The organism is Actinomycetospora lemnae (genome assembly GCF_028737315.1).
In the GTDB taxonomy this organism is placed as follows: Bacteria; Actinomycetota; Actinomycetes; order Mycobacteriales; family Pseudonocardiaceae; genus Actinomycetospora; species Actinomycetospora lemnae.
In genome coordinates, this window is sequence record NZ_JAQZAO010000002.1 from 414,393 (window position 1) to 433,976 (window position 19,584).

Annotated in this window: 15 protein-coding genes; 7 read left to right on the forward strand and 8 right to left on the reverse strand. The window is 75.4% G+C overall.

What is annotated here, in order from left to right:
• Nucleotides 1–2 precede the first annotated feature (2 nt).
• On the reverse strand, nt 3–890 hold the full coding sequence (locus PGB27_RS05660) for an SCO6745 family protein (protein WP_332843762.1): 888 nt from the start codon (nt 888–890) through the stop codon (nt 3–5).
• A 52-nt stretch (nt 891–942) separates the two neighbouring features.
• Between PGB27_RS05660 and PGB27_RS05665 the strand changes: the two genes are divergently transcribed.
• Together PGB27_RS05665 and PGB27_RS05670 are read left to right on the forward strand one after the other, a co-directional pair.
• A complete protein-coding gene (locus PGB27_RS05665) occupies nt 943–1,809 on the forward strand; it encodes an esterase/lipase family protein (RefSeq protein WP_274199364.1) in 867 nt (288 codons plus the stop codon).
• A 66-nt stretch (nt 1,810–1,875) separates the two neighbouring features.
• Nucleotides 1,876–3,549 carry a sensor histidine kinase gene (locus PGB27_RS05670; protein WP_274199365.1) on the forward strand — a complete coding sequence of 558 codons (1,674 nt, stop codon included), beginning with the start codon at nt 1,876–1,878 and terminating at the stop codon, nt 3,547–3,549.
• Here the strand turns inward: PGB27_RS05670 and PGB27_RS05675 are convergent.
• The 5 genes from PGB27_RS05675 to PGB27_RS05695 form a co-directional block, all read right to left on the reverse strand.
• Nucleotides 3,492–3,935 carry a response regulator gene (locus tag PGB27_RS05675; RefSeq protein WP_274199366.1) on the reverse strand — a complete coding sequence of 148 codons (444 nt, stop codon included), beginning with the start codon at nt 3,933–3,935 and terminating at the stop codon, nt 3,492–3,494. The genes PGB27_RS05670 and PGB27_RS05675 overlap by 58 nt on opposite strands.
• 87 nt (nt 3,936–4,022) lie before the next feature.
• Nucleotides 4,023–5,045, reverse strand: coding sequence for an ABC transporter permease (locus PGB27_RS05680; RefSeq protein WP_274199367.1), 1,023 nt, complete (start codon nt 5,043–5,045; stop codon nt 4,023–4,025).
• Nucleotides 5,042–6,043, reverse strand: coding sequence for an ABC transporter ATP-binding protein (locus PGB27_RS05685; protein WP_274199368.1), 1,002 nt, complete (start codon nt 6,041–6,043; stop codon nt 5,042–5,044). The genes PGB27_RS05680 and PGB27_RS05685 overlap by 4 nt, the downstream gene beginning before the upstream one ends.
• The gene (locus PGB27_RS05690) at nt 6,040–7,158 is read right to left on the reverse strand and encodes a hypothetical protein (protein ID WP_274199369.1); all 1,119 of its coding nucleotides are present in this window, start codon (nt 7,156–7,158) and stop codon (nt 6,040–6,042) included. The genes PGB27_RS05685 and PGB27_RS05690 overlap by 4 nt, the downstream gene beginning before the upstream one ends.
• Before the next feature lie 104 nt (nt 7,159–7,262).
• The gene (locus PGB27_RS05695; protein ID WP_274199370.1) at nt 7,263–8,315 is read right to left on the reverse strand and encodes a TerC family protein; all 1,053 of its coding nucleotides are present in this window, start codon (nt 8,313–8,315) and stop codon (nt 7,263–7,265) included.
• 308 nt (nt 8,316–8,623) lie between these two features.
• On the opposite strand from PGB27_RS05695, the gene PGB27_RS05700 reads away from it, so the two are divergent.
• The 4 genes from PGB27_RS05700 (at nt 8,624) to glmS (ending at nt 14,818) form a co-directional block, all read left to right on the forward strand.
• Entirely contained in the window at nt 8,624–11,527 is a 2,904-nt protein-coding gene (locus PGB27_RS05700; RefSeq protein WP_274199371.1) for an alpha/beta fold hydrolase, read from the forward strand.
• A complete protein-coding gene (locus PGB27_RS05705) occupies nt 11,524–12,360 on the forward strand; it encodes an ABC transporter permease (RefSeq protein ID WP_274199372.1) in 837 nt (278 codons plus the stop codon). The genes PGB27_RS05700 and PGB27_RS05705 overlap by 4 nt, the downstream gene beginning before the upstream one ends.
• Nucleotides 12,361–12,734: 374 nt before the next feature.
• The gene (locus PGB27_RS05710) at nt 12,735–12,992 is read left to right on the forward strand and encodes a hypothetical protein (RefSeq protein WP_274199373.1); all 258 of its coding nucleotides are present in this window, start codon (nt 12,735–12,737) and stop codon (nt 12,990–12,992) included.
• Between the two features lie 14 nt (nt 12,993–13,006).
• Entirely contained in the window at nt 13,007–14,818 is a 1,812-nt protein-coding gene (gene glmS, locus PGB27_RS05715; protein ID WP_274199374.1) for a glutamine--fructose-6-phosphate transaminase (isomerizing), read from the forward strand.
• Between the two features lie 51 nt (nt 14,819–14,869).
• Here glmS and PGB27_RS05720 read toward each other — a convergent pair whose 3' ends face one another.
• Together PGB27_RS05720 and PGB27_RS05725 are read right to left on the reverse strand one after the other, a co-directional pair.
• Entirely contained in the window at nt 14,870–16,825 is a 1,956-nt protein-coding gene (locus PGB27_RS05720; RefSeq protein WP_274199375.1) for an ATP-dependent Clp protease ATP-binding subunit, read from the reverse strand.
• A 24-nt stretch (nt 16,826–16,849) separates the two neighbouring features.
• Nucleotides 16,850–17,125 (reverse strand): hypothetical protein, encoded by a 276-nt coding sequence (locus tag PGB27_RS05725; RefSeq protein ID WP_274199376.1) that lies wholly within the window; start codon nt 17,123–17,125, stop codon nt 16,850–16,852.
• Between the two features lie 348 nt (nt 17,126–17,473).
• Between PGB27_RS05725 and PGB27_RS05730 the strand changes: the two genes are divergently transcribed.
• Nucleotides 17,474–19,576: a protein kinase domain-containing protein gene (locus tag PGB27_RS05730; protein WP_274199377.1), complete on the forward strand. Its 2,103-nt coding sequence runs from the start codon at nt 17,474–17,476 to the stop codon at nt 19,574–19,576.
• Nucleotides 19,577–19,584: the final 8 nt, after the last annotated feature.

A 19,584-nucleotide genomic window follows, 5' to 3' on the forward strand; every position in this document is an offset into this window, starting at 1 on the left:
GGTCAGCCCTGCTGGGCGCGGGGCGAGCGGGGCGCGAAGACGCCCTCGACCGCGAACGCCGGCAGGACCGCCTTCGACAGCGGCCGGGAGGTCTCGGCGAGCTCCGCCGCCCCCTCGGCGCCCAGGTGGCGCCAGGGGCCCAGCGACATGCGCGTGGTGTGGTCCTCGACCTCCGCGCGCAGCGCCGTCCCCGCCTCGGTGAGCCCACCGTCGGCGTCGAGCAGACCGCGCTCGGCGAGACCGGCGCTCGCCTCGGCCCACTGCTCGGGCGACCAGCCGCGGTTGCGCTGCGCGAACTCGACGGTGAACCCGCGGCCCGTGGCGACGTGGGTGACCAGCGCCTCGAGGCCGGAGAGACCGGCGGAGACGAGGGCGTGCAGGTGGGCGTCGCCGCGGTGCTCGCGCAGCAGCGTCACCCCGTGCCACAGGGCGAGGTGGGGCTCCTCGGGCCAGGGCAGGTCGGCGTGCGCGGCGTAGAGCGGGCGGTCCTCCGGGGCCGCGCCCTCGCACGCCTTGCGCAGGAGCTCCGACGCCCGGGTCACGGCCGCCGAGGACGCGGCGCCGCCGAGCAGCCGGCGCAGGGCGCGGTCGGCGCCGCGCAGCCGGGCGTTGACGACGTCGGCGGGCGCGGCGAGCGACCACACCGCGGGCACCGACCGCGCCACGCGCGCGGGGTTGAAGTTGAAGAACGTCGCCGTGACGACACCCGGCCCGACCGGGCCCATCGGGGCCGAGCGCTGCGCGAAGTACTGGTCCGCGCCGCGGGTGATGCCCAGCTCGGCCATCTCCTCGCCCGTCTCGGGCACGAAGTAGATCATCGAGTGGAGGGGCTCGAGGCGCGCCAGGAGCGCGGCGGCGTCGGCGTTGGCGACGGTGCTGGGAGCGGCCACGCGATCACCGTCTCACGGCGACCCGTGCCGCGTCCCGGGCACACTGGTCGTCATGCCGCCCGGGTCGAGCTCCGCTCCGCGGCGTCCCCCGGCGTCCTGGCCCGAGCGGGCACCGCTCGGCGGACTGGCCCCGCGCCGGCGCGCCTTCGTGCTCGCCCTGCTCGCGCTCCTCGCCGTGGTGGTCGTGCTGATCGGGGTGGGGGTGGCGCGTGAGTTCCGCGTCCCGCCGCCCGCCGACCCGGCCGTGCCGGGCGCCGTGGTGCTCGTGCCCGGCTACGGCGGCAACCGCGCCGCGTTCCTCGCGCTCACCGAGCGGCTGCGGGCCGAGGGCCGGCGCGCGGTGATCGTCGAGCTGCCGTCGGGCGGCACCGGTGACCTCGTGGCCCAGGGCGCGGCGATCGACGACACCGTGCGCGGGCTCCTCGACGACGGTGCCCCGTCGGTCGACGTCGTCGGCTACTCGGCGGGCGGGGTCGCGACGCGCGTCTACCTCGACCGCGGCCGCACCGCCCCCGCCGTCCGGCGCGTGGTGACGCTCGGCTCGCCGCTGCGGGGCGCGGAGCTCGCCGCGGCCGGCGGGGCGCTCGTGCCGGGGGCGTGCCCCCGCGCCTGCCAGCAGCTCGCCCCCGGCAGCGCGCTGCTCACCGGCCTCGCCACCGCGCCGCCGGGCCTGCCCTGGCTCTCGCTGTGGAGCGCCGACGACGAGACCGTCACCCCGCCCGACTCGGCCGAGCTGCCGGGCACCGACGCCGTGCGCCTGCAGGACGTGTGCTCCGACGCCGTCGTCACCCACTCCCGGCTCCCGACCGACCCGCTCTCGGTCGGGCTCGTCCTGCGCGCCCTGGGCACCGGCCCCCTGCCCACGGCCGACTCCACGCAGTGCGACGACCTGCGCACCGAGGGTGCGCGGGAGTCCTGAGCTACCGCCCGGTCATCTGACGAACGGCGGCTGTGGGCGCCACCGCCCGCCGCCCACGATGGGCTCATGTCCGTGCTCGCCGCCCTGGGCCCGGCGCTCGCCCGCCTCCCGGTGGCGGCTCGGCACGGCCTGGTGTTCCTCGTCACCGGGCTCGGCTACACGGCCGGGGCGATCACCGCCATGTCGTGGTTCGACCCCAACGGGCTCGGCCCGTCGTTCTTCCCCGCGGCGGGAGGGACGGTGGCGCTGCTGTGCGTGCTCAGCCGACGGTGGTGGCCCGCGGTGCTCCTGGCCGCGGCGGTCGCGGAGGTCGCGATCGACCTCGCGACCGGGCTGGGCCTCACGGCCGCCGTCGGCTACGCCGTCGCGAACACCGTGGAGCCGGCACTCGGCGCGGTGCTGACCCGCGCCGTCGCCCACGGGCGGCCGGACCTGAGCCGCCGGCGCGACCTGACCGGCTTCCTCCTCGGCGCCGTCCTGGCCGCCCCGCTCGTCGGCGGGCTCGTCGGCGCGCTCGTCGCGGCCCTCGCCGGCGGCGACCGGCCCTGGTACCTCTTCGTCGCCCGCTGGTGGCTCGGCGACGGGCTCGCCGTCCTCGTCGTCGGCACCGCGGTGATCAGCGTCCTCACCTTGCCCTGGACCCGCCGGACCGTGCTCGCCACCGCCGCCGCGACCGTCGCGGCCGTCGCCGTCACCGCCGTCCTGTTCTGGTCGCAGACGCTGGTCCTGGTCTTCCTGCCGACGCTCCTGCTGATCTGGGTCGCGCTGCGGCTCGGCGTCGGCGCGGTCGCGGTGGTCGGCCTGGGGACGGCACTGACCGCCGCCCAGGGCGAGGCGGCGGGTCTCGGGTTCTCCGCGACGCTCGGCGTGGCCCCAGGGGTCAGCCACGTCTACCTGCAGATGCTGCTCGCGGTGCTGCTCCTCACCGTGCTGCTGCTCGCCGTTCAGGTCGACGAGCAGGTCCGCGCGGAGGTGGCGGCCGAGCTCGCGGCGCGCCGCGGCGACGACCTCGCCGCCTGGAACGCGGAGCTCGCCCGCAGCAACGCCGAGCTCGACACCTTCGCCTACGCGGCCTCCCACGACCTCAAGGAGCCGTTGCGCGCGATCGCCCAGACCGCGGGCTTCGTGCTCGAGGACGCCCCGGCGCTCGACGCCGAGTCCCTGCGGCGGCTGCGCACGATCTGCCTGCTCGCGGTCCGCATGGACGAGCTGCTCGACTCCCTGCTGCGCTACTCGCAGGTGGGCCGCGGCGACCTCGACCCCGTCGTCGTGGACCTGGAGGGCGTCCTCGACGAGGTCGCCGCCGTCGTCGCCGAGCGCTGCCGCGACGCGGGCGTGGAGCTGCGCCGGGACGGGCGCCTGCCGGCGGTGCGGGGCGACCGCGTGCAGCTCGGCGAGGTGCTCACCAACCTCGTCGTCAACGCCGTCAAGTACGCGGCCGACGAGCCGCGCTGGGTCGAGGTCGGCCTCGGTCCCCTCCCGCCCGGATCGGGCGAGCACGACTGCGCGGTGTACGTGCGCGACAACGGCGTCGGCATCCCGCCCGAGCGTCGCGACCAGGTCTTCGCCCCGTTCCAGCGCCTGCACCCGGGGCGGGCCGACGGCGTCGGCATGGGCCTCGCGATCAGCCGCCGGATCGTCGAGCGGCACGGGGGGCGGATCGGCGTGGAGTCCGCCGAGGGTCAGGGCAGCTCGTTCTGGTTCACGCTGCCGTGCTCGGTGAGGGTGCCGAGCCAGTAGGCGAAGACGCCGCGCAGCACCTCCTGGAACGCCGTGAGGTCGACCGGCTTGACCACGTAGCTGTTGGCGCCGGCGCGGTAGCACGCCTCGACGTCGCGGGGGTGCGTGGAGGACGTCAGCACGATCACCGGCAGCCCGTCGAGGGGCGCCCGCCGCCGGACGGTCGAGAGCACCCCGTGCCCGTCGAGACCCGGCACGTTGAGGTCGAGCAGCACGAGGTCGGGGAGCTCGACGCCCGGGTCGGCCAGGCGCTCGAGGGCCGTGGTGCCGTCGCCGACGGCCTCGAGGCGCACGCCGGGGTGCGCCCGGGCGAGCGTGCGGCCGACGGCCTCGACGTCCTGCGGGGAGTCCTCGACGAGGAGCACGAGCGCGTCGCTTGCTGGCACGAGGAGATCTCACTGTCCGTGAGTGGTTCGGTGTCAAGGAACCGTAGTCGCGGCCCTGTCGTTCCCACTACCGGCCGAACGGCGGTTTCAGCTCGTCACGTCCTTGGTCGTGAAGTTGGCCCAGGCGGCGAGCATGAGCACGACGACATACCCCGCCTGGAGCCAGAGGCCTGCGGTGATGTCGCGCAGGAAGATCGGGTCGCGGAAGAAGTCGACCCATGCCAGCCAGTAGCGGGTGGGCAGGTACGGGGTGACGGCCGCGGCGGCGTCGAGGCTGACGAGGACCTGGCTGGTCACGAGCGCGGCCAGCGCGCCGAGGGTCGCGCCGAGGGAGGACGCGGTGACCGTCGAGAGGAACAGCGCGATCGCCGCCACGCCGAGCATCGACACCGTCACGTAGCCCATCGCCCCGAGCAGGCGGGCGGCGAGGTCGGCGGGCGAGAGCGCCTCGCCGGACAGCGACGACACCGACGCCTGCGCGCGCTCCCGGGCGGCCTGGTCGTCGGCGACGACCGCGCCGTCACCGGTGTCGGCGCCGGGCCGGGTGGCGCCGGCCTGCCCGCCCGAGGCCGCGTCCGAGCTGCCGACCTGCCCCCCGCCGCCGGCGGGCGCCGCGGGCCCGGTGCCGGCGACGGCGTCGTCACCCCCACCGGTGACCTCGGGCAGCGCGCGCACCACCGCCACCGGGTCACCCGCCCCGAACAGCGAGACCCCGACGACGTAGGAGGTGCCCGCGACCGCCACGACCGACCCGACGACGAACACCACGACCGAGACCAGCTTCGCCACCAGCAGCGACGTGCGGCGCACCGGGCGCACGAGCAGGTAGCGCAGCGTCCCCTGCGACGACTCCCCCGCCACCGCGTCGCCCGCGACCACCGCCACCGCGATCGGCAGGAACAGCGGCAGGACCAGGGCCAGCGCGGCCGCGGGGTAGAGCGAGCCGGACTGCAGCACCGCGGACAGGAACGCCGCCCCCTGCCCCGGCGGCGGGGCGATGCGCGTCGTGGCGAGGAAGACCGCGACCACCGCGGGCAGCAGGCACAGCAGGCCCACGGCCACCCAGGTCCGCGGGCGACGGATGAGCTTGACGAGCTCGACGGCGATCACGGGCGCGCCCCGTTCCGGCGGGACGCCCGCGACGTGTCCGATCCGGGTCCCGTCAACGCCACCACCACGTCCTCCAGGCTCCGGCGCTGCTCGACGAGCCCGTCGAGCGGCACGCCGTGCTCGACGAGGTGGCGGGCGAGCGCGGGCGGGCCGCCCGGTGCCGCCTCGACGACCAGCGTGTGGTCCTGCCGCTCGGCCACCGCGCTCCCGAGCACGCGCGCCGCCGCGTCCGGGTCCGGCGTCCGGACGACGAGCCGGCCCGTCGGGCCCCGCACCGCGTCGAGGTCGTCCTCGAGCACCAGCCGGCCCCGGTCGACGACGCCGACGGTGGTGCAGAGCGCCTCGATCTCGGCGAGCAGGTGGCTGGACAGGAAGACGGTGGTGCCCGCGGCGTTGAGCTCGAGGAGCAGGTCGCGGACCTCGCGGATGCCGTGGGGGTCGAGACCGTTGGTGGGTTCGTCGAGCACGAGCAGGCGGGGGCGGTTGAGCAGCGCCCCGGCCAGCCCGAGGCGCTGGCGCATGCCGAGCGAGTAGGCGCGCACCGGGCGGCGGTCGATCGCGCCCAGTCCGACGCGCTCGAGCACCTCCTCGACGCGGTCGCGGCGTCGCCGGCCGTCACGGTCGCGACGCGGGCCCGCGGCGTCGAGCAGCGCGAGGTTGGTGCGCCCGGACAGGTGCGGGTAGGCCGCCGGCCCCTCGACCATCGCCCCGATCTCGGGGAGCACCTCGGCCACCCGCGACGGCACCGGCCGCCCGAGCACCGTGATCTCGCCGCGGGTGGCGTAGACGAGGCCGAGCAGCATCCGCACCATCGTCGTCTTGCCCGAGCCGTTGGGGCCGAGGAAGCCGTAGCGCGCGCCCTCGGCGACGTGCAGGTCGACGTCGTCGACGGCCGTGTGGGCGCCGTAGCGCTTGGTCAGGCGGCGGGTCTCGATGACGAGGCGACCCGGGTCGCGGCGGGCGCCGATCCGCTGGGTCGTCCCGTTGCCCGCGCTCACGTCCGGCCCCCCGCGAGCAGGTCGGTGGCGCCGCTGTCGATCGCCGCGGGCGGCACGAGGCCCGCGAGCACCCAGGCCTGCGCGCCGTCCTCGCTGCGGACCACGGCGAGGGTCAGCAGCGGGGTCTCCAGCGCCGAGCCCTGGCCCTCGACCGTGAGGGTGCGGCCGGCGCCGGCGCGGTCGATGCCCGCGAGCAGGGTGCCGGCGAGGTCGGGCGGCAGCGGCACGGCGATCAGCTGGCCCAGCGTGGTGCCGTAGCGCCCGAGCGCCGGGAAGCCGCGCTCCGGGCGCACCCGCTCGCGGCCCGCGAGGCTCGCGGGCAGCGAGGAGCCGTCCCCGCGGCCGAGGACGCCGAAGAGGTCGGAGGTCGGGCTGCGGGTGACGCCGGCCCCCGGGCCGCGGCGCGGCTCGAGGGCCGCCGGGTCGGGCGGGCCCTGGGTGAGCTCGCCGAACGCGGTGGTGATCAGCGGGTCGGCCACCCCCCTGGCGCGCACCTCGACCGCGACCGGCAGGCCGGTCGCCGGGTCGGCCCAGACGTCGAGCGCCCCGACGGTCGTCCCCGGGTCGGCGACGGTGACCCGCACCCCGGCCGCGTCCACCCCGGCGACCCGGCGCGACGGCAGCTCGGTCGGCGGGTCGGCGGCCGTCGTGCCCGCGAGCAGCCGGCGGGCGAGCTCCGGCGGGAGCAGGTCCTCGGGGCGGGGCAGGCGCACCTGCGGGTCGCGGGCGACGATCGTCAGCAGCTCCGCTCCGTAGTCCCAGACGGCCTGCCCGCGTGGGGTCGTGTAGCGGTCGCGCTCGCCCACCGCGGACAGCACGTCGACGCGCGAGCGGTCCGGGGCGGCGTACCAGCCGCGCATGCGCGTCACGCCGGAGAGCAGCGTGGTGACGTCCGCGAGCTGCGCGATCCGCGGCAGCCCGAGCGCGGCGCGGGCCTCGGCGTACCCCGTCCACGGCCGGTCGGCCGACGCGGCGACGAGGTCACGCAGCTGCTCGGGGTCGGCGCGGGCGTCGCCCGGTCGGGCCGCGATCGTCGCGGGGACCCCCACGAGCAGCGCCGCCACGACCGCGACCACCGCCCAGCGCCACAGCACCCGCCCCGACCATGCCGCCACCGGCGTCCCGACTCCCCTCACCCGACGGTCCCGACGGGGCTCTCCTGCATCTCCCGTCGAGGGTGCCACCGAAACGCACGGCGGGTGGCCGCGTGGTGAGGCGATCAGGCCCCCGGCGTCCGGTCCGCGCCCGTGGACGCCGTCTCCGGGTCGTCCTCGCCGTCCTCGACCGTCGGCGGGGCCGGGAAGAACCGGACCCTGACGAGGCTCGCGATCGTCGTGACCAGGAGCACACCGACGATGACGCCGAGGGAGAGCTCGATCCCGATGGTCGGGACGGCCAGGGGCTCGCCGCCGTTGAGGAACGGCAGCGTGTTGGTGTGCAGCGCCTCGAGCACGAGCTTGACGCCGATGAACGCGAGGATCACGCCGAGCCCGTAGGACAGGTACACGAGCTTGTCCAGCAGCCCGCCGAGCAGGAAGTAGAGCTGGCGCAGCCCCATCAGCGCGAACATGTTCGCGGTGAAGACGATGTAGGGGTCGGTGGTCAGGCCGAAGATCGCGGGGATCGAGTCGAGCGCGAACAGCAGGTCGGTCATGCCGATCGCGATCATGACCATGAGCATCGGCGTGGCTGTGAGCCGCAGCCGGCCCTGGGCGTCGCGGCGGCGGACGACCGATCGGGTGCCGACGTAGTCGTCGGTCACCGGCAGGACGCGGCGCACGAGGCGCAGCAGGGCGTTCTCCTCGAACTCCTCCTCGTCGCTGCCCATCACGACCTTGATCGCGGTCAGGACGAGGAACGCGCCGAACAGGTAGAACACCCAGCTGAACCGCTCGATGACCGCCGCGCCGGCGAGGATGAACGCCCCGCGCAGCACGAGCGCGATGAGGATGCCGAAGAGCAGCACGCGGTGCTGGTGGACCTTGGGCACCGCGAAGGCGCTCATGATCAGCAGGAAGACGAAGAGGTTGTCGACCGAGAGCGAGTACTCGGTGACGTAGCCCGCGACGAACGCCGTCGCCGGGTCCTGGCCGGCCACGAGGTACAGGCCGACGGCGAAGAGGGCCGCGAGTCCGACGTAGACGCCGACCCAGCGCGCGGCCTCCCGGACGCCCACCTCGTGGGGGCGGCGACCGACGATGGCGAGGTCGAGCGCGAGCACCGCGAGCAGGCCCACGATGGTCAGGGCCCAGACCCAGAACGGCACGTACATACGGCGGGGACTCCGATCTCCGGCGACGTCAGGGCAGACGTGGACACCGGAGGTCTCTCCCGCCGCCCCGATCCTGGTCGGGACCGGGCGACCGACGGCCCCGGGCACCGGCACCGGTCACCTCGACCGGTCCGGCGGCCGTGCTGACGAGGCCGACGCGTGGGGATACTCCCCTCCGCGAGCCAGTGTGGCAGCCGTGTGAGGGCGGAGTGCGTCGACCCCGGGGTGGCGTTGCGCACCCGGCCCGCTCGGCGGCGGCCACTGAGTTGCTCACGACCGGCTCAGGCGCCGCGGGATAGCGTGCGCGGGTGATCTACCGCCCGCTCCGGGTCCTCGGGGTCGTGCTCGCCGTCGGACTGCTCGGGCTGTCGACGGTCGCCGCCGCTCCCCCGCCCGGTGGCGTCGGGACGGTGCGCAGCGAGGACCTGCGCATCGAGGTGCGCGACGGCCCGGCGCGCGACCAGCCGCAGAGCCTGGACGCGACGCTCTGGCTGCCGGCGACGACCGGGCCGGCGCCCGCGGTGCTCGTCGCGCACGGCTTCGGCGGGAGCAAGCAGTCGGTGGCCGCGGAGGCACGCACCTGGGCGGAGCGGGGCTACGTGGCGCTCGCGTGGTCGGCGCGCGGCTTCGGCGCGAGCACCGGGCAGATCGCGCTGAACTCCCCGGACTACGAGGTCGCCGACGCCGCCGCGCTCGTCGACTGGCTCGCGGCCCGCCCGGAGGTGCGCCAGGACGCGCCCGGCGACCCGCGCGTGGGCGCCACCGGCGCGTCGTACGGCGGGGCCCTGTCGCTGCTGCTCGCCGGCTTCGACCGCCGCGTCGACGCCACGATCCCCGTCATCACCTGGAACGACCTCGGCCAGGCGCTCTTCCCCGACCGCGCGGGCGTCCCGCCCGCCGCCACCCCGGCCGCGAGCGCCGCCGAGCCCGACGGGGTGTTCAAGCGGGCGTGGGCGGCGCTGTTCTTCGGCAGCGGGTCGCGACCGGCGCCGGGCCAGGAGCAGGACGCGCCGCAGGTCTGCGGCCGGTTCCTGCCCGAGATCTGCGCCGGGTACGTCGCGGCCGTCACCTCCGGCCGCGAGCCCGCCGAGCTCGCGGACGTCCTCACCCGCGCCTCGCCCGCGAGCGTCGCCGGGCGCATCACGGCGCCGACGCTGCTGGTCCAGGGCGAGCGCGACACCCTCTTCGGGCTCGACCAGGCCGACGCCACCGCGCGCCAGATCGCCGCGGGCGGCGGGACGGTCGCCGTCAGCTGGTTCGCGGGCGGGCACGACGGCGGCGGCCCGGACCGGCGCACCACCGAGCGCATGCAGGCCTGGTTCGACCACCACCTCGCCGGCACCGCCCCCGACCCCGGGACCGCGTTCACCTACGTCGTGCCCTCCGGGGTGCAGGCGCGCCGCGCGCCGACCCAGCGCACGATCACCGCGAGCGTCTATCCGGGGCTCGACGGGGGCGCGGGCACGGCGCAGACAGCCCTGCCCCTGCGCGGCGACCCGCAGGACGTCGTCGCGCCCGCCGGCGGCGCGCCGTCGGCGATCTCGTCGGTGCCGGGGCTCGCGGGCCTGGCCGGGGGTGCCGCCGGGGGCGGTGCGGGCGACGACGAGGACGCCGACGACGGGGGCTCGGGCGGTGCCGGCGGCTCGGGCGGCGGCGGGGGTGGCGGCGGCTCGGGTGGGGGCACCGCGGCCCTGCTCGGCCGGCTCGCCACGGACCTGCCCGGCCAGGCGGCGCGCTTCTCGACCGACCCGCTGCCCGCGCGGACGGTGGTCGCCGGGTCGCCGCAGGTCCGGGTGACGGTGGCGTCGGTGCCCGGGCGGCCCGCGGGCGAGCCGGTGCTCTTCGCCAAGGTCTACGACGTGGCCGCGGGCGACGGCGCGCCCGGCAGCCGCACGCTGCTGGGCAGCGCGGTCTCCCCGCTGCGGCTGCCGGCGCCGGGTCCGACGCCGACCGAGGTGACGGTGAGCCTCCCGGCCGTGGTCGCGACGCTCGCCGCCGGCCACCGTCTCGAGGTCGTCCTGTCCACCACCGACCAGGCCTACGCCGCCGCGGTCCAGCCCGCGGTGTACCGGATCGGGCTGGCGGGTTCCGCGGGTCCGGCGACGCTCGCCGTGCCGACCGTGCCCGGCGACGTGCGCAGCGGGACCTCGGTGCCGACCGCCCCGCTCGTGGCCGCGGGCGTGCTGCTGCTCGGGGTGCTCGTCGCGTGGCTGGTGGCGCGGGTCCTCGCGGTCCGGCGCCGCCGTCGTGACCTCGAACCGGGCGGGGCGCTCGCGCTCGAGGAGGGGCTCGCGGACACCCCGCTCGTGGTGCGCGGGCTCTCCAAGGCGTGGACCAGCGGGCTCGTCGCCGTCGACGACGTCTCGTTCACCGTCAAGCGGGGCCAGGTCCTGGGCCTGCTCGGGCCGAACGGCGCCGGGAAGACGACGACACTGCGCATGCTCCTCGGGCTCATCGCCCCGACGGCCGGCGAGCTGCGGATCTTCGGGCGGCGGGTCGTCGCGGGCGCGCCCGTGCTGGGCCGGGTCGGCGCGTTCGTCGAGGGCGCCGGGTTCCTGCCGCACCTCACCGGGCGCGACAACCTCGAGCTGTACTGGGCCGCGACCGGCCGGCCCCGCGCGGAGGCCCGGCTCTCCGAGGCGCTGGAGATCGCCGGGCTCGGCAGCGCCGTCGACCGGGCCGTGCGCACCTACTCCCAGGGCATGCGCCAGCGGCTCGCGATCGCCCAGGCGATGCTCGGGCTGCCCGACCTGCTCGTGCTCGACGAGCCCACCAACGGCCTCGACCCGCCGCAGATCCACGCGATGCGCGAGGTGCTGCGGTCCTACGCCCGCGACGGCGACCGGACGGTGCTCGTGTCCAGCCACCTGCTCGCCGAGGTCGAGCAGACCTGCGACCACGTCGTCGTCATGCACCGCGGCAAGGTGGTCGCGACCGGCGAGGTCGCCGAGCTCGTCGCGGGCGGCCAGGTCGCGGTGACGGTCGCCGACCGCCGCGACGAGGCCGTCTCGGTGCTGCGGGGACGCAACGGGGTGCGCGACGTCGAGCCCGACCCCGCCGACACCGACGTGGTGCTCGTCGACCTCGGCGGCGTCGACCGCGCCGAGGTCGTCCGGACCCTGGTCGAGGCCGGGTTCTCCGTGCGCGGCGTCGGGCCACGGCGCCGTCTCGAGGACGCGTTCCTCGCGCTGATCGGGCAGGAGGGCTCGTGAGCACGACGGTGGACGGGGCCTGGACGCTGCCGGTGCGCGTGGAGCTCGCGCGCCAGTGGCGGCGCCGGCGCACGCAGGTGACGCTCGGGCTGTTCGCCCTGCTCCCGGTGATCCTCTGGATCGCGTTCTCCGTCGGCGATGACCCCACGCCCGGTGCCGCGGCCACCAGCCTCACCGACCTCGCGCAGGCCTCCGGGGTCAACTTCGCGGTGTTCGCGCTGTTCTCCTCGGCGAGCTTCCTGTTCGTCGTGGTCGTGGCGCTCTTCTTCGGCGACACGGTGGCGAGCGAGGCGTCGTGGTCGTCGCTGCGCTACCTGCTCGCGATCCCGGTGCCGCGCGTGCGCCTGCTGCGGCAGAAGGCGATCGTCGCCGCGCTGCTGTCGCTGGCCACGCTCGTCACGTTGCCGGTGGTGGCCGTGCTGCTCGGCACGCTGGTCTACGGGGCGGGCGACTACCTCTCCCCCACCGGCGAGTCGCTGCCCTACGGCACCGCGCTGGTGCGCATCCTGCTCGCCGTCGCCTACCTGGCGATCCACCTGCTGTGGGTGGCGGGCGTCGCGACCCTGCTCTCGGTGGTCACCGACGCCCCGCTCGGCGCGGTCGGCGGCGCGGTGCTGGTGTCGATCCTGTCCCAGATCCTCGACACGGTCGACGCGCTGGGCTCGATCCGCAACCTCCTGCCCACCCACGAGGTCTTCGCCTTCGCCGACCTGCTGACCCTCGACGTCGACGGCAGCGACCTCGCCAACGGCGTCCTCTTCGCCCTGGTGTGGTGCATCGCCTTCGGCGCCACCGCCGTCTGGTACTTCCGCCGCAAGGACATCACCAGCTGACCCTCCCCTGCCGCCCGTCGTCGCCCCGGGGGTGACCGGCGCACGGGGTGTGCCAGCCTGGCGTCCACGCTGGCACGGGACGCCAGGATCGCCACCACCTCGCCGGCGGTCCGTGCACCCGGGCGTGTCGCGCTGCGGGTGGCGGCGAACGGCACGTAGCGCATGATCGTCGCGGCTGGCGACCTGCCGACCGTGCCCCTCGCGGCTCGAGCCCGCCCACGTGCGCGACCCCGTGTCGGCCGCCGTCCTCCACGCGGGACACTGGCTCCTCGAGCTGGTCGTCGCACCTCGAGATCGTCCCTTCTGAGCACTCTTCTGCCCGATATCGGGCAGGAAACTGGTCCTGAGACCGATCCGTGGCACCCTGTATCGATGTGGACCCCGAACTCGTGCGCCACGTGGCCGCGTCGACGGGTCTCTCCGGTGAGGTCGCCGCGCGCGTGGTGGCCGACGTCGTCGCCTACTACTCGGAGACCACCGAGGAGTTCGTGCGCCGCCGGCACCGGGAGCTGCAGGCCCGCGACCGCCGCAACGCCGAGATCTGGACGGTGATCGCCGACGAGCTGGCGCGCCGACCGGTCGCGCCCGGCCCGGTGAGCGAGCGGCGCCTGCGACGCATCGTCTACGGCTGAAGGGGGACCGCGCAGTGTGCGGCATCGTGGGGTACGTCGGAGCGCGTCCGGCGACGAAGATCCTGGTCGACGGGCTCGCCCGCCTCGAGTACCGCGGGTACGACTCGGCGGGCCTCGCCGTCGCGCACCGCAAGGCGCTGCGCACGACCCGGTCGGTCGGCCGGGTCGACGACCTGCGCGCCGCGGTCGGTGAGGACGACGCGCCCGGGCGCACCGGGATCGCCCACACCCGCTGGGCCACCCACGGCGAGCCCAGCGAGCGCAACGCCCACCCGCACACCGACGCCGCGGGCCGCATCGCCGTCGTGCACAACGGCATCCTCGAGAACGCCGACGAGCTGCGGGCCAAGCTCGTCGCCGACGGCGTGACCCTGCGCTCCGACACCGACACCGAGGTCCTCCCCCACCTCGTCGCCCGCGCCCTCGACGGCGGCGCGAGCACGCTCGAGGACGCCGTCCGCGAGGCGCTGCGCGTCGTCGAGGGCACCTACGGGCTCGTCGTGCTCGACGCCCGCAACCCCGACGAGCTGGTCGTCGCCCGCAACGGCAGCCCGATCGTCCTGGGCCTCGGCGACGGCGAGATGTTCGTGGCCTCGGACGTCGCCGCGCTCGTGCGCCACACCCGCCAGGTCGTCTTCCTCGCCGACGGCGAGCTCGCGACGCTCACCGCCGCCGGTTACGAGGGCTCGCGCCTCGGACCGCCGACGACGGTCGACGTCGACGACGCCGACTACGAGCTCGACGGCCACCCCGACTTCCTGTCCAAGGAGATCCACGAGCAGCCCGCGGCCCTGCGCCGCGTCCTGGCCGGCAGGCTCGACACCCGCTTCGCCACCGCCCGCCTCGACGGCCTGCGCCTCGACCCGCGCGAGCTGCGCGGCATCCGCCGGGTGACGTTCCTCGGCTGCGGGTCCGCGCTCTACGCCGGGCAGATCGGCGCGGGGTTGGTCGAGGAGCTCGCCCGCATCCCCGCCGACGCCGAGCAGGCCAGCGAGTTCCGCTACCGCAACCCGCTCGTCGACCCCGAGACCCTCTACGTCGCGGTCAGCCAGTCCGGCGAGACGATCGACACCCTCGCCGCCGTCGAGGAGCTCCAGCGCAAGGGCGGGCGGGTCGTCGGCGTCGTCAACGTCATCGGCTCGGCGATCGCGCGCCAGTGCGGGGCCGGCATGTTCCTGCACGCCGGGCCCGAGGTGTCGGTCGCGTCCACGAAGGCGTTCAGCTCGATGGCGACGTCGTTCACGCTGCTCGCGCTGCTGCTCGGGCGCGTGCGTGACCTCTCCGCCGCCCACGGCACGCGCCTCGTCGAGGGCCTGCGGCGTCTCCCCGACGCCGTGGAGACCGCGCTGCAGTCGAGCGACGCCGTCGCCGAGGTGGCCCGGCGCTACGCCGATGCGCGCTCGATGTTCTACCTGGGCCGGGTGCGCGGCGCGGCCGTCGCCCGCGAGGGCGCCCAGAAGCTCAAGGAGATCTCCTACGTGCACGCCGAGGCGTACGCGGCCGCCGAGCTCAAGCACGGCCCGCTCGCGCTGGTCGACGCCCAGATGCCGTGCGTGGTGGTCGTCCCCGACGACGAGCTGCTCGCCAAGAACATCAGCACGATCGAGCAGATCCGCGCCCGCGGCGGGCCCGTCATCGCGGTGACCAACGCCGAGCTCCCCGACGGCCTCGCCGACGCCGTCCTGCGCGTGCCGCGCCTCGAGCCCGAGCTCGACCCGATCATCCTCGGCATCCCGCTGCAGATGCTCGCCTACCACTGCGCGGCGGTGCTGGGCCGCGACATCGACAAGCCCCGCAACCTGGCCAAGAGCGTCACCGTCGAATAGGGGCGCTGCGCGCTGGTGAGCAGAACGAGGTGCCCCAGCACCTCTTTCTGCTCACGACGGCGGGAGGCCCATCTCGATGGTCAGCGGGCCGTCCGGATCGGGCGCGTCGACGGTGGCGTGCCCGCCCGGGCGCAGCGCGCCGGCCACGATCCGCCGCGACAGCGCCCGGTCGACCTCGCGCGTCACCACCCGGCGCATCGGCCGCGCGCCCAGCGCCGGGTCGTGGCCGCGCACGACGATGGCGTCGATCGCCGCCGGGGTGACCGTCAGCCCGATCTCCTGGGCGGCCAGGCGCTCGCGGGTCCCGTCGAGGAGCAGCTCGACCACCGCGCGCCGGGCCTCCTGGTCGAGCGGCGTGAACAGCACGACCTCGTCGACGCGGCCGAGGAACTCCGGGCGCAGCGCGCGGGCCAGCGCGGTCAGGACGCTGCCCCGCGCGTCGTCGGGGTCCTTGCCCTCGGTCAGCGACGTGGCGCCGAGGTTGCTCGTCATGATCAGGACGGCGTCGGCGAACGACACCGTGCGCCCGCGCCCGTCGGTCAGCCGGCCGGCGTCGAGCACCCCGAGCAGCAGCGCGAGCACGTCGGGGTGCGCCTTCTCGATCTCGTCGAGCAGCACGACGCACGACGGCGTCCGCCGGACCGCCTCGGTGAGCTCGCCCGGACGGTCGTGGCCGATGTAGCCGGGCGGCGCGCCGGTGAGGCGGCTGACGGTGTGGGCCTCGCGGAACTCGCCGAGGTCGAGGCGCAAGAGGCGCTCGTCGGAGCCGTGCAGCGCCTCGGCCAGCGCGCGCGCCAGCTCGGTCTTGCCCACCCCGGTCGGCCCGGCGAACAGGAACGACGCCACCGGCCGGCCCGGCTGGCCCATGCCCGCCCGGCCCGCGAGCACCGCGTCGGTGACCGCCTCCAGCGCGTGGTCCTGGCCGACGACGCGGCGGCGCAGGCGGTCGGCGAGCTCGAGCAGCCGGGTGCGCTCGGAGTCGGTGAGGTGCGCGACGGGCAGGCCGGTCCGGTCGGCGACGACCTGCGCGACGTCCTCGACCGCCACCGTCCGCGACGCGCCCGGGTCCGCGCCGCGGCGCAGGCGGACGCGCGCGGCGGCGGTGTCGAGCGCGTCGATCGCCTTGTCGGGCAGGAAGCGGTCGCGGACGTGCCGGGCCGTCAGCTCGACCGCGGCGCGGCGCACGTCCTCGGGCAGCCGGACACCGTGGTGCTGCTCGTAGCGCTCGCGCAGCCCGTCGAGGATCGCGACGGTCTGTTCGACGGTCGGCTCGTCGACGGTGATCGGGGCGAAGCGCCGCTCGAGCGCCGGGTCGGACTCGACGTGGCGGCGGTACTCCTCCATCGTCGTCGCCCCGACGACCTGCAGCTCCCCGCGCGCCAGGGCCGGCTTGAGGATGTCGGCGGCGTCCATCGTCCCCTCGACACCGGCGCCCGCCCCGACGACGGTGTGCAGCTCGTCGAGGAACAGGACGACGCCGCGGTCGGTCGCGGTGACCTCGTCGACCAGCCGTCGCAGCCGCTCCTCGAACTCGCCGCGGTACTTCGTCCCCGCGACCAGGCCCGCGAGGTCGAGCGCCACCACCCGCTGTCCCGACGCGCCGGGCACCGAGCCCTCGGCGATCCGGGCGGCGATCCCCTCGACGATCGCGGTCTTGCCGACGCCCGGGTCGCCCACCAGCACCGGGTTGTTCTTCGTGCGTCGTCCCAGGATCTCCAGCACGGCGGCGACCTCGCGCTCGCGGCCCACCACCGGGTCGAGCTTCCCCGCCCGCGCCATGCCCGTGAGGTCGCGTCCGAAGCGGTCGAGCACGGGCGTGCGGGTGTCGGTGCGGCCACCACCGCCCGGCCCGCCGGACCCGCCCGAGCCGCCGAATCCGCCCCCAGCGTTGCCGAGGTCGCCGAAGCCCTCGACGAGCCGGCCGATCAGCTGCTCGAGGGGGTTCGACCAGTCGTCGGGGCCGCCGCGGTCGTCGGGTCCGCGGTCACGTCGGGCGTCGTCGCTCACCCGACCATCATGCGCCGCTGAGCGTCAGCAGGAGGGCTCGACGGAGAGCACGCCGGGCAGGGTGCGGACGCGGTCGGCGAACTCCGCGCACTCCGCGCTGGTCAGGGCCACCGTGCACTGGATGCAGCTGCAGCTGACGCCCTCGTGGACGTCCACCGAGAAATCCGGGACGCGGTAGCCGAACGAGCACAGCGCCGACGCGAGGTCCATGACCCCGGGCATGCCGCCCGTGGTGAGGATCGTGAACGGGCGGGGCAGGCGGGAGAGACGGCGGGTGGGGGCCGGCTCGAGCGTGGTCACGACGGGGCTCCTGTGGATCCGTGCGAAAGGTGGATCCGAGCCAGGTCTCGGCGGACCGCTGCGAGCCCCTACCGGGACGAGCGGTGGGGCGCGCCGGGGCCCTGGCTCACCCGGCGCGCCGAAGTACTACCTCTCGGCGAAGTCGCACTGCCTGCACGTCGACCATGTTACCCCCGCCACTCCGATGGTCAACACGGACACCCCCGGCCTGGTTGTCGCCGACAACCAGGAACACCGCGTGACGACGACGGCGACGCTGCTCGGCGACAGCAGCCTTGCCTCACCCTTCTAGCGCATCCCGTCGCTCCATGACGGTGACAGCATGTCATCGAGGTGGAGGGGGGCACCATGAGCGAGGCGACGATCGGTGTGGTGGTCGGCGGTGCTCGCCTCGACGCGGAGATCGGTCGCGGTGGGATGGGTGTCGTCTACCGCGGCTTCCAGATAGCGCTCAACCGCACCGTGGCCGTGAAGGTCGTGCGCGGCGCGCTTGCGAGCGACGAGGAGTTCCGGCAGCGGTTCCGCCGCGAGTGCGAGATCGCGGCGGCGCTCGAGCACCCCCACATCGTCCCGATCTATTCTGCCGACTCCGACGCGGGTCAGCTCTCGGTCACGATGCGGTACGTCGACGGACCCGACCTCGGCGCCTTCCTGCGTGAACGCGGCCGACTCCAGCCCGCGTTCACCGCCGAGGTGGTCGCGCAGACCGCCGGCGCGCTCGACACCGCCCACCGGCAGGGTCTGGTCCACCGTGATGTCAAGCCCGCGAACATCCTCGTCGGCACCGCGGACGGTCGCCCGCACACGTATCTCACGGACTTCGGGCTGAGTCGGGCCACCGCCGACCCGCGCGGCCTCACGGGCACTGGGGTCCTCCTCGGCACGCCCGGCTACATGGCTCCCGAGCAGTACGAGGACGGCGAGGTCGACGCACGCGTCGACGTCTACGCGCTCGGATGCGTGCTCTTCCAGTGCCTCACCGGACGGATGCCGTTCGTGCGCGACACGGCCCCGGCGCTGATGTGGGCTCACTTCTCGGAGAGCCCGCCCGCGCTCGGTTCACTCGTCCCCGGCCTGCCCGATCGGCTCGACGGTGTCGTCCGGCGCGCCATGGCCAAGCGCCCGGAGGACCGATTCCCGACGACGGTCGAGCTGGCGCGAGCGTTCTCCGAAGCGGCCGGGTCCGCTGGACCCCGGACGCCCGGCCCCTCCTCCCCGCACGCGACGACCACGGTCGTGCCCCCGCCGGTGATCCCGGCGCCGCGCAGCGCTCCCGGCCCGTGGAGTGGGGCTCCGACCGGCGCGCCGCCCATGAGCGTCCCGCCGACCGGCGTGCCTCCCATCAGCTCCCCGCAGGTCGGCTCGCTGTTCGCGCGCGGAGGGCAGACACCCGCGCCCGGGACCTCCTGGCCGCCCGGTGCACCCCCGGCGTCGTGGCCGCCCACCGGCTCGACGCCGCCGACGCCCCGCCGACGCCCGCGGTGGTTGACGGCCGGCGTCCCGCTCGCCGCCGTCGCACTTGTGGTGCTCCTCGCCGCGACCGTCCTCCCCCTCGTCGCCTCGAACGGCGTCGGCCGGATCGTCGGCGCACCGGTCCCGATCGGGCGCAACGCGCTCGACGTCGAGCCCGGAGCCGGCTTCATCTGGACCGCCAACAACGACGACGGAACGATCTCGAAGATCGACCCGACGACCATGAGCAGTCAGACGATCCAGGTGGGCGGCACGCCCTACGAGCTCGTGATCGACGGCGGCGCCGTCTGGGTCAACAACTGGACGGACTCCGTGACCCGGGTCGACATCGCCACCGGTGCCGTGACCACCGTGTACACGAACCAGCCCGCCGCGATCTCGAGCATCGCGGCGGGCGACGGGTTCCTGTGGATCAGCCACCGGGACGCCAACGTCGTCACCCGTATCGACATGGCACGACAGGCCGCCGACCCGACGCCGCCGTTCCCCGTGGGGCGCGCACCGATGGCGATGGTCTACGCCAACCACCGTCTCTACGTCGCGAACTCCGGGGACCGCAGCCTGTCGGTGCTCACCCCGGACGGACAGTCGGTGGTGGGCGGACCGCTGACGTTCTCGAGCGACGTCGGCGGCATGGAGATCGACGGGGGGACGCTCTACGTCGTGCTGGGCGACGTCAACGCGCCCGCCGACCAGGTGCGCTTCACCATGCGCCCAATCGACACGGCCACGCTGACCGTCGGGCCCCAGATCGACCTGGGCGCCGCCTCCTGGTTCGACGTGGGTCGGGGCGTCGGCTGGGCGGCCTTCCCCTTCACCAACGACATCCGTCGCATCGACCTCGCCACCGGCGCGCCGTCCGGGGATCCCATCACCGGGATCGGCGCCAACATCGGTGCGATGCAGGTCGTGAGCGACGATCTCTGGGTCACCAACGTCCACGACAACACCGCGACCCGGGTGGAGCTCGACGCCTGAACCGGCGC